We start from the raw sequence: 14572 nt of genomic DNA on the forward strand, positions 1-14572 counted from the left end.
CCCCCCCCCCCCCCGCGTTTTTGTAACCGGGCTGCGGTGGTTTCCCACCCCATATTCTGTTATAATTAATTGAATAGATACTATTTGTTATTAAAAAAGGAGGTCTCATATGAATCGGCTCATAGCCTGCACCCTGGCCCTGCTGGTGGTGCTGCTCACACCGGCCTCCGCCAACTCGGCTCCTACCCGTCTGGGCGGTTCGGGCGGTTCCGCCCTGACGGTGGACGAGGGCTGCCCTGTCACTGTCACCGCCGAGCAGCTCACCTTTGATGTCAGCGGAGCGGGAGACTCAAATGGCCTGACCGCCCAGGTGGAAGCCGTCTATCAGATGGAGAATCCCACAGAAAATCCCCTTTCCGTCCAGATGAGCTTTTACCTGGAAGAGCACCGGGGACATATGGACTCTCTGGTGGATGTGGACAGTGCCGTGTCCTCCATCACTGCCGACGGCCAGAGTCTCCCCTTCACCATCCAAGAGGTAGAGACAGAGGACGCGGCTGTTGACCGCTTTGCCCTGACCTATACAGTGGAGTTTCCCGCCTGGGGAACCCGTGAGGTGGCAGTAGCCTATCTCAGCAGCAGCTACGGTCTTCGGGAGGGCACCACTTACTGGACGCAGGAATTCACCTACCTGCTCTCCCCCGCCAGGCACTGGGCGGAGTTTGGCTCTCTGGACATCATAATTCGCACCCCGGAGCCTGTACCTTACATCGTCCGCTCCTCCCTCCCCCTTCGTGAGGCGGAAGAGCGGTGCTACACCGCCCACTTCGACAGTCTGCCCGACGGGGAGCTTACCTTCACCCTCTATCCACGCCTCTCCATCACCCTGGCCGACCGGCTTCACGCCGTGCTGACCTCCTATCAGTTCACCTTCGCGTTTTTCCTTCTCATTCTGCCTCTGACTCTCCTGGCACTTCCGGCCCTCTTGATCTTCCTACTTCAGCGCCGGAGCCGTCGTCAGCCCTGACGCTCCTTCACCACCGGGCTGCGAGTCCACTCCAGCCCGCAGGGCCGGGCTGTGGGGAAGCACAGGCCGAACAGATCTGTGCGGCGGGCCTCCGCTTCAAAGAGGGCGCGGGCGGCCCCATCCAGAGCCCTGGCCTGGGCGGGCTTGACCACCACCGGAAGGGCACAGGTCTCTTTCATGCGGCGCAGCAGCTCCCGCCCCCGGCCGCTGAGGCCCAGCACCCGTACATAGGGCGCCGCCGGGGGCCGCTCCGCCGCCCGCAGCCCCAGGAAGGCGGCCAGGGCCAGCCGCCGCAGCCGGGCGTGGGGGTAGCGCTTGGTCTTGGCCCGGGCATAAAAGTCCTCCAGGCTGTCCGCCGCCCGGGCGGAACACGCCAGCCGGGCGGGCAGGCCCTCCGCCGCCCCGCCGGCGGGGAGGGCGGCCCAGTCCGCCTCGTCCATCGTGCGCAGGCGGGCCAGCACCGCCCGGTCGATGTGCGCCATGGACGCCGCCTCCCCGCTCCAGGGAGCGGGGAGATAGGGGTCCGCCTCCGCCGCCCGTCCGGCCCGGAGGAGGGCCCGCAGCTCCGAGGCGGAGGCGAAGCCCCCGGCCGCCGGGCCGTCGTGGGCCGCCCCCCGCCGGGGGATGGTCAGGGCCTCCATGCCAGGGGGCAGGGCCCGCAGATACTCCACCCCCAGGTTGTCGTTTGGGCTGGCCAGGCAGTCGGCCCCCACCGCCGCCTGCCGGGCCGCCGGGAAGGACAACCCACGGGCCAGCCCGGCCCGCAGCCGCTCCGGGTAGTCCAGGCCGTCCAGGGCCGCCGCCGCCGCCCGCAGGGGCGCCAGTTCTCCCGTCTCACTGCCGAAGGAGAGCACGTCCACCACCCCCGTGGCGGCCAGCAGGCCCACCGCCCCCCGGGCGAAAGCCTCCGCCGAGGCCATGGCCCAGGGGGTGGGCAACTCCAGCACCAGGTCGGCCCCGCCGGAGAGGGCCAGGGCCGCCCGGCTCCATTTGTCCGTGAGGGCGCACTCTCCCCGCTGGACCCAGTGGCCGCTCATGACGCATATCACCGCCGTGTCCGCCCCCAGGGTCCGCCGCGTCCGGGCGATGTGCCAGGCGTGTCCCCGGTGGAAGGGGTTGTATTCTGCGACGATTCCGGCTGTGGCCATGGGCTGAACCTCCAAACGCAAGAGTAAAATTTTTCTCTCTTTCAAGCAAAATATGGGTTGTCCTTTGGGAAAAAAGGGGCTAAAATAAAATATGTATGTGCTCTTATTCTACTACGGGAATATCCGGCTCACAAGCCATAGTTTAACGTAAGGAGAGAAGATTTCATGAAAGTTCTGGTCATCAACGCAGGCAGCTCCTCCCTCAAGTATCAGCTCATGGACCCCGCCACCCGTGAGGTGTTCGCCAAGGGGCTGTGCGAGCGCATCGGCATCGACGGCCGCCTGACTCACAAGGTGCCCGCCAAGGACGCCAAGTATGAGTTCGAGATCCCCATGCCCACCCACTCCGAGGCCATTCAGGCTGTGCTGGACGCCCTGCTGGACGCCGGGCACGGCGTGATCAAGAGCGCCTCTGAGATCGACGCGGTGGGCCACCGCGTGGTCCACGGCGGCGAGAAGTTCGCCTCCTCCGTGCGCATTACCGACGAGGTTATGGCCGCTCTGGAAGAGTGCATCCCCCTGGCCCCCCTCCACAATCCCGCCAACATCACCGGCATCAAGGCCTGCGAGAAGGTCATGCCCGGTGTGCCCATGGTGGGTGTGTTCGACACCGCTTTCCACCAGACCATGCCCGCCAAGAGCTATATCTACGCCCTGCCCTATGAGTTCTATGAGCAGGACAAGGTCCGCCGCTACGGCTTCCACGGCACCTCCCACCGCTATGTCTCCGCCCGCGCTGCCGCCATGCTGGGCAAGCCCATTGAGGAGCTGAAAATCATCACCTGCCACCTGGGCAACGGCTCCTCCGTGGCCGCCGTGGATGGCGGCAAGAGCGTGGACACCTCCATGGGCTTCACCCCCCTGGCCGGCGTTCCCATGGGCACCCGCGCCGGTGATCTGGACGCCGGCATCCTGGAGTACCTGATGGGCAAGCACGGCTACGACATGAAGGAAATGATGACCATCCTCAACAAGAAGTCCGGCGTGCTGGGCATCTCCGGCGTGTCTTCCGACTTCCGCGACCTGGAGAACGCCGCCAAGGAGGGCAACCAGCGGGCTGAGCTGGCCCTGGAGGCCTTCCAGTACAGTGTTAAGAAGCTGGTGGGCGCTTATGCCGCCGCCATGGGAGGGGTGGACGCCATCGTGTTTACCGCCGGTGTGGGTGAGAACGACGCCGCTACCCGCATGGCCGTGGCCTCCGGCCTGGAGTTCATGGGAGTAAAAATGGATGCCGAGGCCAACAACGTCCGTGGCAAGGAGACCGTCATCTCCTCCGCCGACTCCAAGGTGAAGGTGCTGCTCATCCCCACCGATGAGGAGCTCATGATCGCCATGGACACTGCCGAGATCGTTGGCAAGTAAGACCTGACAACAGCGCATCCCGGAGCTGGTACCAGCTCCGGGATGCGTTTTTTTATCTTCTCACGCCTGCGGCGTGTTGTTGTTTGTCTGCCCCCACAGCCGGGGAGCAGTATGCAGGGAAGCCGGTGATTCGAACGCGCCCCGGATAGCATTTCTCCTCCCGCGCATTCCCGGTCTATCGCCTTGCCTGTCTGGTACCTTGGCTGTAAAAATAAGATACCACCTTTTTCCCATTCAGAGTTGGATAAAGTATAACAGGCCTGTGAACGTTTTGTGAAATCTCCGCCCTCCGGCGCTCTTCCATTTATACCCTTATCCCACATGACAAATATTTAACAATAAGGTTGTGGAAACTGACGATATCAGTATTTTGACCTCTCTTCTTTATGGAACACTCCGCCAAAATTTCCCCACCTCTTTTTGCTATATTGCACAAATCTGCGCACTTACCACACTGTTTCTACTTACTTTTTGGTTATTTGCTTACCGAATTGTGGGGATTGAAAGATAGCCTGCAAACCGTTAAATTATAGTCCGCAAAGGATGCCGGGCTGTGTTCCGGCAAAATCTATCACAGAGAGAAGAGGGAAACGTATGGCAAAACCAACCAAGGATAACCGCAAGTCCGTAGTCGACTTCGGCGTGGGCTGGGTCGTCATCATCTACTGCCTGCTGATGTTCTTCCTGTACGTCGGCATGTGCAACGACGGCGCCAACATCACCGCCCCCAATGTGGCCTACCGCCTGGGACTGGAGCAGGGCGACATCATGAACATGAACTCCCTGGCCGGTCTGGTGGGTGTCGTGTTCTTCATCATTGCCGGCCAGGTCAACCGGAAGATCGGCGCGCGCATGACCTCCGGTATCTGCTGCATCATCTCCGGCATCGCTTACATCCTGGCCTGCAACGCCCCCAGCATCGTTATCTACACCGTCTGCATGTGCTTCGTGTACGGCGGCATCATGTCCGCCGGCTATGTGGCGGGCGGCACCCTGGTGGCCTCCTGGTTCCCCAAAAAGAAGGGCGTGGTTATGGGCTATACCACCATGGGCCACAACTTCGCCTCCGCTTTCTATGTGCAGCTGGTAGCCATTCTGATCGCCCCTACCGTGGCGGGCACCACCAATATCGGCGAGAACTTTTCCACCGGCATCGTCCCCATCGGCATCGCCGCCATTGTTCTGGGCATTCTGGGTATGATCTTCATCCGCAACGAGCCCTGGGAGCGTGGCATCAACCCCGACAACGTCTCCGACGAGATCTATCAGAAGGAGTATGACACCAAGGACGCCGTCGAGGGGGACGGCGGGTGGACCACCGGCAAACTGCTGGCCACCAAGGAGCTCTGGCTGGCGGCCATTACCACCGGCTTTTTCCAGATCTGCTCTGTGGGCGTCATGAGCCAGTTGGTTATCCGCAACACTCAGCTCGGCTTCTCTCAGCAGGCCGCTATGAACGTCATGACCATTCTGGCCCTGGGCGGCGTGGTTGGCTCCTGGCTGGTTGGCGTCATTGACGACGCTATCGGCACCAAGAAGACCATGGTCATGTTCGGTATCTGGTATGCTATCGCCCTGCTGCTCAACTTCACCGCTGTGGATTCCGTGACCCCGCTGGTCTACGTGTCCCTGTTCATGATTGCCATGGGCATCGGCGGCTCCGCCAACTTCACCACCTCCCTGCCCACCTCCATCTTTGGCCGCCAGGGCTTCGACAAGGTGAACAGTGTCATCTTCCCCATCCAGGGTGCAGTCACTGCCCTGTGCTTCCTGGTCAACGGCGTGGTGCAGAAGATTACCGGCGGCCAGATCCGCATGGCCTACCTGGTGTTCGCCGGCGTGGCCCTGGTGAACGTGCTCCTGGTGCTGATGGTCAACGAGCACAAGTACAACCGCGACTGGATGGCGGCCCACAAGAAGTAAGCTGCACCGCTTCTGAGCCTCTCCCAAAAAAAGCTGTCCCCGCAGCCGCGGGGACAGCTTTTTCGTTGCGCCCCATGCCCCATTCTGCTATACTGATCTTATCTGAGTGAAACGAGGTGGCGGCATGGCGGAAGAAAATGGCCTGGTGCAGATCTATTATGGAGACGGCAAGGGTAAGACCACAGCGGCCTTCGGGCTGGCCTTCCGGTGTGCGGGCTGGGGGCGGCGGGTGGTGATCGCCCAGTTCCTCAAAAGCAGCCCCTGCGGGGAGCTGACGGCGGCGGAGCGGTTTCCCACCCTCACCGTCCTGCGCAGCAAGGGCATCCACAAGTTCACCTTCCAGATGAACGACGAGGAGAAGGCCGTGGTGGCCCGGAACTGCCGGAAGCTGTTCCAGGAGGCCGTTGCCCTGGCCCGGGCGGAGGATGCCCGCCTGCTGGTGCTGGACGAAGTGATCGACGCCCTCCGGGGCTTCCTGCCCCAGGAGGAACTCTGCGCCTTTCTGGACGAGCGGCCCGCGAGCCTGGAGGTTGTGCTCACCGGCCACAGCCTGCCGGAGGCGCTGGAGCGCCGGGCAGACTACATCACCCACATGGTCAAAGAGAAGCACCCCTACGACCGGGGCGTAACCGCCCGCAGGGAGATCGAATTTTAACCCGGCAGCCCCCGGAGTGAACTCCGGGGGCTGCTTTTTATTACGCGCAAAAGCGGTGCTTGCCGATGGTCTTGATGAGGGGGCGGCTCCAGATCCACGCACTGGTGGCCGTGTCCGGGTTAAAATAGTAGATGGCTCCGCCGCTGGGATCGGCTCCGTTGAGCGCATCTTGGGCCGCCCGGTAGGCCGAGTCGGCCACCGGCTCGTTGAACTGCCCGTCCACCATGCAGGTAAAGGCCCCCGGCTGGTACACCACCCCGGCGATGGTGTTGGGGAAGGAGGGGTGCTCCACCCGGTTGAGGATCACCGCCCCCACCGCCACCTGGCCGCTGTAGGGCTCGCCCCGGGCCTCGGCAGAGATCACCCTGGCCAGCAGCGCCGCGCTGTTCTGCTGGCTGCTGCTCCCCCCGCCTCCAGAGGACATGCCCAGCGCCTTGAGGGTGGCCGGCCCGGCGATGCCATCGGCGGTCAGGCCGTTCTTCCGCTGAAAGTATTTGACCGCCTGGGCCGTCTGACTGCCGTAGATGCCATCCACCGCGCCGTCATAGTAGCCCCAATTTTTCAGCTTGGTCTGGATGATCCGCACCTGCTCACCGCTGGAGCCCTGCCGGTAGGTGGCCGCCTCGGCCTGCTGGGCCAGGGAGATCACCGCAATATTCACCACAAACAAAAGGGCCAGCGCCCACGCCAGCCGCCGCTTCTGCGTCATGCCTTCGCCTCCATTCCTGGCAATAGTGTACGGCGGCAAACGGGCGGATATGAGCGGCAATTCTTTCCGGCCGCCGGAATAGGTATTCTAAAAAGCGGCCATACTGGAAGAAAACAGGAAAGGATGTGTCCCGGTTGGTGAAAGGTGTGTCCAGGCAGGTCATCGTGGTCAAAGCGCCTGACCCCCGCTTTTTTGAGCAGGCGATTTTTATTTTGAAGGAGGACGCCTTCGGCAGAGGCGTGACGGCGGACGATGTGCTTCAGGAAGCCCGCCGGGTGGCTGACGGGTATATCCGCCGCAACTCCCGCTGGAGCCGCCTGTGGCGGCATATCCCCGCCCCCGCCTACGTGGCCGCCGGCGCCCTGGGGGCTACGGTATGCTGGTGCGTGGCCCTGGTGCTGTAGAAATAGGCCGCCCCCGAGCAAATGGCTCCGGGGGGGGCGGTTCCGTTTGATTTTTGTGCTGGTCAGCGGGCGATGATGACGCGGATGCGCCCGCCGGCGCTCTCGTCCTTGTCGTACCAGCCGGTGAGGGAGTAGTCCCCTCCGCTGATGCGGGCCAGGCTGGAGAGCTGATACTCCCCGCCCTCATAGACGTACACCGCCACATTGTCTGAGAGAGTGTACTTCTGGTTGTTGGTGCCCACGGCGGTGCTGCCGCTGACGCTGTCCAGCTTGCGCTCGGACAGGTTATACAGCCGCTCGACGGCGTTGGGGCCCTCCATTTTGATCTGGCAGGGACCTACCTTCAGATTGTAGATGGCGTTGGTAGAGCCAAAGGTGAGCTTCTGGCCGCCCACGTCGTAGGTATAGGAGGAGGAAATGCCCATCATGGTGCCCAGATCCAATTCCTCCACGCTGGTAATGACGCCGTACTGGTGAAGGTCGCCGGTCACGTCGTTGAGGATCAGATGGCTGATCTCCCCCTGGGCGTTGAGGGCATAGAAGCGGACCATATTGCCGTCAAACTTCACGCCCTTCAGGCGGTCGGGATAGATGCGGATGGGGGTACAGCTCTCGTAGGTGTCCAGAATCTGCACGTCGTCAGCCAGGGGGTAGGTGCCCAGCTTAGTGCCGTCGTTGCTCATCTTGCCGGTCAGGGTGGAGGTGGTCAGGCACTTGACCTCGATGGTGTCGCCGTCGGTATTCACCCGCACCAGATCGCCCTCGTCCAGGCTCTTATTGTCGGTCTGATAGCGGTAGGAGCCGCCGTCGGTACCGGCCACGGTGACGGTGCGGGCGTTGTAGGTGCCGCCCTTTCCGTCGTCGTAAGAGGTGCTCTCCACCTTGGTGACGACGCCGTAGATGAGGTTGTCGGCCGCCACGGCCTCGCCCACTGCCGCCACGCCGCCGCTGCGGCCCAGCAGCAGGGTCACGCTGTCGCCAATCTGGTAGCCGCCCAGGTCGGAGAGGGCATAGGCGGCGGAGGTGGTCTCAATGGTGTAGCTCTTGCCCGCCACGGTGACGGAGGTGGGGCTAGTGACCGAGGGAGAAGCCGCCTCATAGGTGCCGGTGATCTTGTCGGAGTAGGCCCACAGGGTATGCATGGACTCCGACCAGTACACCACGTCCTGATTCTGCACCGCGGCCAGGCTGCTCTTGGAGCCGTTGCGGTAGACCGTGGCGCTGCCGGCGTCGAAGGGCACGCTGGACTGCCAGCCAGCGGCGGCCACCACGGGGCCCTCCATAGCGGAGTTGATGAGATCCACCCGGTCCAGCTCCCCGGCGGCATTCACCAGGCTGAGGGTGGGCTCCAGCACGTTCAGGTAGTAGGAGCCCTCCTTGTTTTTGGTGATCATCAGGTTGTAGAACAGGTACAGGGCGTCCCGGCGGGTCATGGCGCTGTCCTGTCCGGCGGTGACGCCCTCGTTGAGCTTGAGGGCCCGGTACTGGGCCATCTGGCCGGAGGGCCAGACGCCGGTGAAGTCACTGTCCTGGTAGCCCAGCAGGCGCAGGACGATGGTCACGCCCTCGGCCAGCGTAATGGAACGGCCGGGGTTGAAGTTGCCGTGCAGATCGCCCTGCACCAGCCCCAGATCCACCGCCGCCTTGATATAGGGAGCGGCCCAGTGGCTCTGAGGCACGTCGGGGTAGGGCTTGACGGACACCGTGTCGCCTACGGCGTCCCGGCTGGTGGAGGCGGCCACCGCCAGCTTGGTGAACTCGGCCCTGGTAACGGTGGCGCCCAGGTTCAGGTTACCACTCTCGTCGCCCACCATAATGTCCAGGGCGGCCAGCACCTGGGCGGCCTCCTCCTCGGCCGGCGCGGGGGCCAAGGCCGCCGGAGCCAGCCCCAGCACCAGCACCACGGCCAGCAGGCCGGCTAACAGTCGTTGTTTCATTGCTTTTCTCCTTCTCATGCTCGTGAAAATGGAAACGGCGGGCCGGCGGGAGCGCCGGCCCCTGCCTATTATCATATACCATCCGCGCCGGTTCGGCAAGGGCGGGCCGGCGTACCGTCAATCATAGCGCAGCGCGTCAATGGGGTTCAGCTTTGCGGCCTTGTTGGCGGGCAGGTAGCCGAAGAGAATACCGATGCCCACGCTGACGCCGAAGGACACCGCAATGCCTCCGGCGCTGGGTACGGCGGAGAAGCCCTCCGCACCGGCCATCACAACGCCCACCAGGGCGGTAAAGACGTTGGCCAGCACCACGCCCAGAATAATGCCGATGACGCCGCCGATGGCGGAGGTGGTACCCGCCTCGATGATAAACTGGCTGCGGATATCCCGGCCCTTGGCGCCCAGGGACTTGCGGATGCCGATCTCCCGGGTGCGCTCGGTAACCGACACCAGCATGATGTTCATAATGCCGATGCCGCCCACCACCAGGGAGATGGCGGCGATGACCACCAGAATGGTCATGAGCACCCCCAGCATGGAGTCCATCATGTCCATCATCTCCGCGGAGGTCATGACCATGTAGGCGTTCTCATCCTGGTAGATGCGGAACAGCAGGCTCTCCACCACGCCCTTGGCGGCGGAAGAGGTCTCCTTGGTGGTGCTGGTGACCAGGTACATCTTCATGCCCATACCCCCGCTGGCAGCGTTGAGCTGCTCCACCATACCATAGGGCAGGTAAATGAGGTCATCCCCGCTGCCCTCGGTGGAGTCGGCCTTCTGTGCCAGGGTGCCGATGATCTTGTAGGGAATGCCCCCCACGGTCAGGGTCTGGCCCAGGCCGTCCCCGCCGAACATATCCTCGTTGAGGTAGCTGCCGATGACGCACACCTTCTGGTCCCGCTCCACGTCCACATAACTGAGGAAGCGCCCCTCCTCAAGCTGGTCACCGCTGGCCGTCTGGCCCTTTTCGGCGTTGTAAAAGGTCTCACTGACGCCGTACACGCTGGTGTGGTCGTATTCGTCGGCGCCGTGGCGCACGGTGGTGGAGGCGCTGAGGTAGGGGCTGACGGAGTCAATGTACTGGGGGTACTTCTCCGCCAGGGCGTACATGTCGTCCGGCTCCACCTCCCGGTTTCCGCCGTAAGAGTAGATGGCCACCTGAATGAGATTGACACCAATCTGCTCAAACTGGGAGTTCATATACTGCTGCATGCCATTGCCCAGGGAGACGATGACGATGACGGCCGCCACGCCGATAATGATGCCCAGCATGGTCAGCAGGGCGCGGACCTTGCTGACCATCAGGCTCTTGAGGGCCAGGCGGAAGGATTGGCTCACATTCACAGCGCGCCCACCTCCTCGTCCAGCTCCGGCTGTACCACGGCCTTTGGGTCGTGGGCATCACCGTCATAGATGATCCTTCCGTCCTGTAGGCGCACAATGCGCTTGGCCTTGACGGCGATGGAGTTGTCGTGGGTGATGAGCACCACGGTATCCCCCTCGGCGTTGAGCTTCTGGAGGAAGCCCAGCACCTCCCGGCCGGTGCGGGAGTCCAGGGCGCCGGTGGGCTCGTCGGCCAGGATCACCGAGGGGTTGCCCGCCAGCGCCCGGGCGATGGACACCCGCTGCTGCTGGCCGCCGGAGAGCTGGCTGGGCAGGTTTTTGCACTTGTCCGCCAGCCCCACCCGCTCCAGAGAGCGGATGGCCCGCTCATGGCGTTCGGCAGCGGACACTCCGGCGTAGAGGAGGGGCAGCTCCACGTTCTCCAGCACGTTGAGCTTGGGAATCAGATTGTACTGCTGGAAGATGAAGCCCAGCATCTTGTTGCGGATTTCGGCCTGCTGGTCGTCGTCCATGGTGGACACGTCCACGCCGCCCAGATGGTAGGTGCCGGAGGTGGGCACGTCCAGACAGCCGATGATGTTCATGGCGGTGGACTTACCGGAGCCGGAGGAGCCCACGATGGCCACGAACTCCCCGGGGTCCACCGTCAGGGAGATGCCGTCCAGGGCGTGGACGGTCTCCTCGCCCATCTGGTAAATCTTGTAGACGTCCTTGAGTTCAATGAGGTGTTCCATGGCTTAACCCATCCCCATCGCACTCATGAGGCTGGAGCCCTGGGGGCTCAGCGCCAGCACCACTTCGCCCTCCTCCAGGCCGTCCACGATCTCGATGTACTCGTCGTCATTGCGGCCCAGGGTCACCTGGCGCTCCTCGGCGGCGGAGAGATCCTTGATGACGCCGTTTTCATCCAGGCAGCCCTCCTTGGCCACCAGCACAGTGTTACCCCGCTCCACCGCCTCCACCGGCAGGGCGAGCACGCTGCCCACCTCCTCCACGATAATCTTGGCGGAGACGTTCATGCCGGGGTAGAGCGCCTCGGGGGAGCCCTCCACCTTCACGGTAACGGGATAGCTGGTGTGGCCGCTGGTGGTGGTGCCGTTGATGTTGATCTTATCCACCACGCCGGTGAAGCTCTGGTCGTCCAGTGCGCCGGCAGTGATCTCCACCTTCTGGCCCACCTGGATCTTGCTGATGTCCTTCTCATCCACGTCCATGTCAAAGGTGAGCTCGGAGCGGTCATAGATGATGGCCGGGTAGGTGACGGAAGCGCCGGAATTGGACAGACCGCTGATGTTGTCGCCCACATCCAGGTTCTTCTCGATCACCTCGCCGTCGATGGTGGAGGTAATGGTGTAGTCCTCCAGCTTCTCCTGGGCGTTCTTCAGGGAGAGCTGGGCGTTTTCCAGAGCGATGCGGGCATTCTCAATCTGGGTCTCCAGGTCGGCCTCAGAGATAACGCCGATCACCTGGCCCTTGGACACCCGGTCACCCTCCTTGACATTGAGCACGTCCAGATCGCCGGCGGCCTTGGCCGTGATCTGGGAGGAGGAGGCATAAGTAAAGCTGCTGCCGGAGGCGCAGGCCGCCCCTCCCACGGAGGCGGTTCCCTGGCTGGTTTCAGACAGGACGCCGGGGTTGTTGACCAAGATGGTCACCTGGCGGACCAGGGTGCCGCCGGGTCCCACCTCGTCGGTGGCGGCGATGGACTCCACCGTTCCGCTCACCGTCTCGGCGGTGCCGTTCACGGTGACGGTCGCGGCCTGACCCACATAGAAGCCCGACGCATCGGCGGAGTGGAAGGGCACCTTCAGCTTCATGTGATCCCGGTCCAGCACGTCGGCGATGACGGTGCCGACGGTGACGCTGTCCCCGCGGTCCACGTGCAGCTCGGTGATCACACCGGCGTCGTCGGCCTTCACATTGCGGTCCTTCTGATTGTCGCTCTGGGTCTTCAGCAGGTCGTTGAGGGCCAGTTGGGCGGACTGGACGTTGAGCTGGAGCTGCTCGATGTTGTTCTCCACGTCGCTGGCGTCGATGCGGAAGAGCACGTCGCCCTTGTGGACGGTCTGCCCCTCCTCAAAGGGGGCCTCCAGAATCTCGCCGCTGACCAGCGTGGTCACCTTGTAGGACTGGATGGGCTCGATGGTGCCGGTGCCCGAGACGGCCACCGTCATGTCGTGCATCGCGGCGGTGTAGGGCAGGTACGCGCTGCTGAGCACCTGGGTTCCCGCACTCATGCAGCGGGAGAGCGCCAGCACCAGCAGCGCCGCGATCACCAAGAGGATGACCAGCCGCTTGACCCACTTCCGCTTCTTCTTCGGGGGCGTGAGCTGCGGGCTTTTCTTCCCCGGCCCCTCCGGAGGGGCGACCGTCGTTTCTGGCTTAACTTGGGTTGCTTCCATAGTGGTTTCTCCTTTTCTTTGCTATGCTTCTTCGCGGCGGACCGCCTTGGAGGCCGCGCCCCGCCGAAGGATGCCAAATATACGCATCAGACGGGCCCGCGCGCCCGCCGGATCGCCCGAGGTTCCGGCCGCTACCAGTGTACCGGCTACGGCGGAGACCAGCAAGTGGAAGATATCGGAAAGGTCGGTCTCCGTGCGCAGATCCAGTCGGGACAGGTCCACCCTGTCCCGCAGGCGAGCCAGGCTCGCCTCAGGCCCCTCCCGGTTCAGCAGGACCCCGGGCTGCATCTGCCGGTTGCAGCGGAGTATGTCCGCCATCTCGCGGTATTTCCCGTCCCCCCAGTGGGCCTGAATGTGGTCAAACAGATCCAGGAAGGCGGCAAAGAGGTCCCCCTCCCGCTGCTCCAGCAGCTCCCCCATCCGGCGCTCCAGCAGTGCGCCATAGGAGTCCATCAGGTGGCCGAACAGCTCCTCCTTGTCGGTGAAGTACATGTAAAAGCTGCCCCGCGGGATGCCGGCGGACCGGATAATCCGGTTCACCGAGGCGCTCTCATAGGGAACGCGGGAGAACTCCTCCCTGGCAGCCCGAAGCAGGCGCTCCCGCTTCTCCGCCGGCAGATTGTAAAACGTCGCGCTGGGCATAGGGCACCTCCTCGCCTGACAAGCTGTCATAAGCTTAGACGACAAGTTGTCATATGTCAACGCCTCCGGCAAAAAATTCGCAGTTCGTTCATATTTTCCAGATAGGCTACCAGCATACCAGAATCCTATGTAAGACGCCATGAAGAGAAGATTAAAATTTTCTTAAATCGCCGTTCTCTTAATACACCCTGCACCCCGTGGAAGGTCAAGGGAAATTTTTTTGTTTTCCATGTATATCCAAGCCCAGGCCTGTCCACAATAGGCTCGGAGGTGCTAAACAGCATGAAAAAACCATTCTTAAAACGAATGGGCGACTTTCTGGAGGGCAAGGGCTTCTACATAGTCCTGTTCCTCTGCGTCGCCGCAATAGGAATTTCGGGCTATTATCTCTTTTCCTCTCTCACCCCGGATGAGCCGGACGCCCCCGTGGCGGGCACCGCCCAGATCACCGTCACCCCCTCTCCCCGGCCCACGCCGGTGGACGCGGGCCTCATGAACCGCCCGGCGGCCACCCCTGCGCCGGAGCACACCGTCCCCGCGTCCCCGGCTGTACCGGCGGCCACGCCCTCGGCGATGCCGTCAGCCACGCCCCAGCCCACTCCACAGGCCGCCCCCACCGTCTTTACCTGGCCGGTACAGGGAGATATTCTGACGGACTACAGCCTGGAGGTGCTCTCCTACAATCCCACCATGGACGACTGGCGCACCCACGACGGTCTGGACATCGCCTCCGCCGCCGGTACTGAGGTCAAGGCGGCCGCCGCGGGGACGGTCACCGCCGTCCTCCAGGACGCCATGATGGGCACCACCGTTGTGGTGGAGCACGGCGGCGGACTGACCAGCACTTACTCCAACCTGGCCTCCGTACCCACGGTGGCGGTGGGCGACACGGTTGGCGCCGGCTCCGTGCTGGGCTCGGTGGGCGGCACCGCCATCGCCGAGAGCGCCCTGGCCAGCCATCTGCACTTCAGCATGTCGCTGGACGGCTCCACTGTTGACCCCCTGGAATACCTGCCCAACTAAATTCTTTCCCTTCCTTTCCTCCCTGATATGCAGACGGCGCATGGCCTCAGCCATGC

13 protein-coding genes are annotated in these 14572 nt (G+C 63.0%); 6 read left to right on the forward strand and 7 right to left on the reverse strand.

Annotation, left to right across the window (positions count from 1 at the left end):
• The first annotated feature begins 109 nt into the window (after positions 1-109).
• Positions 110-967: a hypothetical protein gene (locus ACESY8_RS12225; RefSeq protein ID WP_054339522.1), complete on the forward strand. Its 858-nt coding sequence runs from the start codon at positions 110-112 to the stop codon at positions 965-967.
• On the opposite strand, the gene ACESY8_RS12230 is transcribed toward ACESY8_RS12225, so the two are convergent.
• Positions 958-2115, reverse strand: coding sequence for a tRNA(Met) cytidine acetate ligase (locus ACESY8_RS12230; protein ID WP_498794752.1), 1158 nt, complete (start codon positions 2113-2115; stop codon positions 958-960). The genes ACESY8_RS12225 and ACESY8_RS12230 overlap by 10 nt on opposite strands.
• 165 nt (positions 2116-2280) lie before the next feature.
• On the opposite strand from ACESY8_RS12230, the gene ACESY8_RS12235 reads away from it, so the two are divergent.
• From ACESY8_RS12235 to ACESY8_RS12245, 3 genes are all read left to right on the forward strand, one after another.
• Complete coding sequence (locus ACESY8_RS12235; protein WP_007488469.1) at positions 2281-3477, forward strand: acetate/propionate family kinase; 1197 nt, start codon at positions 2281-2283, stop codon at positions 3475-3477.
• A gap of 594 nt (positions 3478-4071) precedes the next feature.
• Complete coding sequence (locus tag ACESY8_RS12240; protein WP_007488466.1) at positions 4072-5400, forward strand: MFS transporter; 1329 nt, start codon at positions 4072-4074, stop codon at positions 5398-5400.
• Between the two features lie 124 nt (positions 5401-5524).
• Entirely contained in the window at positions 5525-6055 is a 531-nt protein-coding gene (locus ACESY8_RS12245; protein WP_054339394.1) for a cob(I)yrinic acid a,c-diamide adenosyltransferase, read from the forward strand.
• Between the two features lie 40 nt (positions 6056-6095).
• Here the strand turns inward: ACESY8_RS12245 and sleB are convergent, their stop codons facing one another.
• Positions 6096-6764: a spore cortex-lytic enzyme gene (gene sleB, locus ACESY8_RS12250; RefSeq protein WP_007488462.1), complete on the reverse strand. Its 669-nt coding sequence runs from the start codon at positions 6762-6764 to the stop codon at positions 6096-6098.
• Between the two features lie 137 nt (positions 6765-6901).
• Between sleB and ACESY8_RS12255 the strand changes: the two genes are divergently transcribed.
• Entirely contained in the window at positions 6902-7168 is a 267-nt protein-coding gene (locus tag ACESY8_RS12255; RefSeq protein ID WP_225123571.1) for a translation initiation factor 2, read from the forward strand.
• Positions 7169-7230: 62 nt separating this feature from the next.
• Here ACESY8_RS12255 and ACESY8_RS12260 read toward each other — a convergent pair whose 3' ends face one another.
• From ACESY8_RS12260 to ACESY8_RS12280, 5 genes are all read right to left on the reverse strand, one after another.
• Positions 7231-9105: an S-layer homology domain-containing protein gene (locus ACESY8_RS12260; protein ID WP_498794753.1), complete on the reverse strand. Its 1875-nt coding sequence runs from the start codon at positions 9103-9105 to the stop codon at positions 7231-7233.
• A 117-nt stretch (positions 9106-9222) separates the two neighbouring features.
• Positions 9223-10449: an ABC transporter permease gene (locus ACESY8_RS12265; protein WP_044941357.1), complete on the reverse strand. Its 1227-nt coding sequence runs from the start codon at positions 10447-10449 to the stop codon at positions 9223-9225.
• Entirely contained in the window at positions 10446-11183 is a 738-nt protein-coding gene (locus ACESY8_RS12270; RefSeq protein WP_007488458.1) for an ABC transporter ATP-binding protein, read from the reverse strand. Before ACESY8_RS12270 ends, ACESY8_RS12265 begins: the two co-directional genes overlap by 4 nt.
• Before the next feature lie 3 nt (positions 11184-11186).
• A complete protein-coding gene (locus ACESY8_RS12275) occupies positions 11187-12851 on the reverse strand; it encodes an efflux RND transporter periplasmic adaptor subunit (protein WP_007488457.1) in 1665 nt (554 codons plus the stop codon).
• A 21-nt stretch (positions 12852-12872) separates the two neighbouring features.
• Positions 12873-13493 carry a TetR/AcrR family transcriptional regulator gene (locus ACESY8_RS12280; protein ID WP_054339392.1) on the reverse strand — a complete coding sequence of 207 codons (621 nt, stop codon included), beginning with the start codon at positions 13491-13493 and terminating at the stop codon, positions 12873-12875.
• 282 nt (positions 13494-13775) lie between these two features.
• On the opposite strand from ACESY8_RS12280, the gene ACESY8_RS12285 reads away from it, so the two are divergent.
• Complete coding sequence (locus ACESY8_RS12285; protein ID WP_009261247.1) at positions 13776-14516, forward strand: M23 family metallopeptidase; 741 nt, start codon at positions 13776-13778, stop codon at positions 14514-14516.
• Positions 14517-14572 lie beyond the last annotated feature (56 nt).

The organism is Clostridium sp. ATCC BAA-442 (genome assembly GCF_964239415.1).
GTDB lineage: Bacteria > Bacillota > Clostridia > Oscillospirales > Oscillospiraceae > Flavonifractor > Flavonifractor plautii.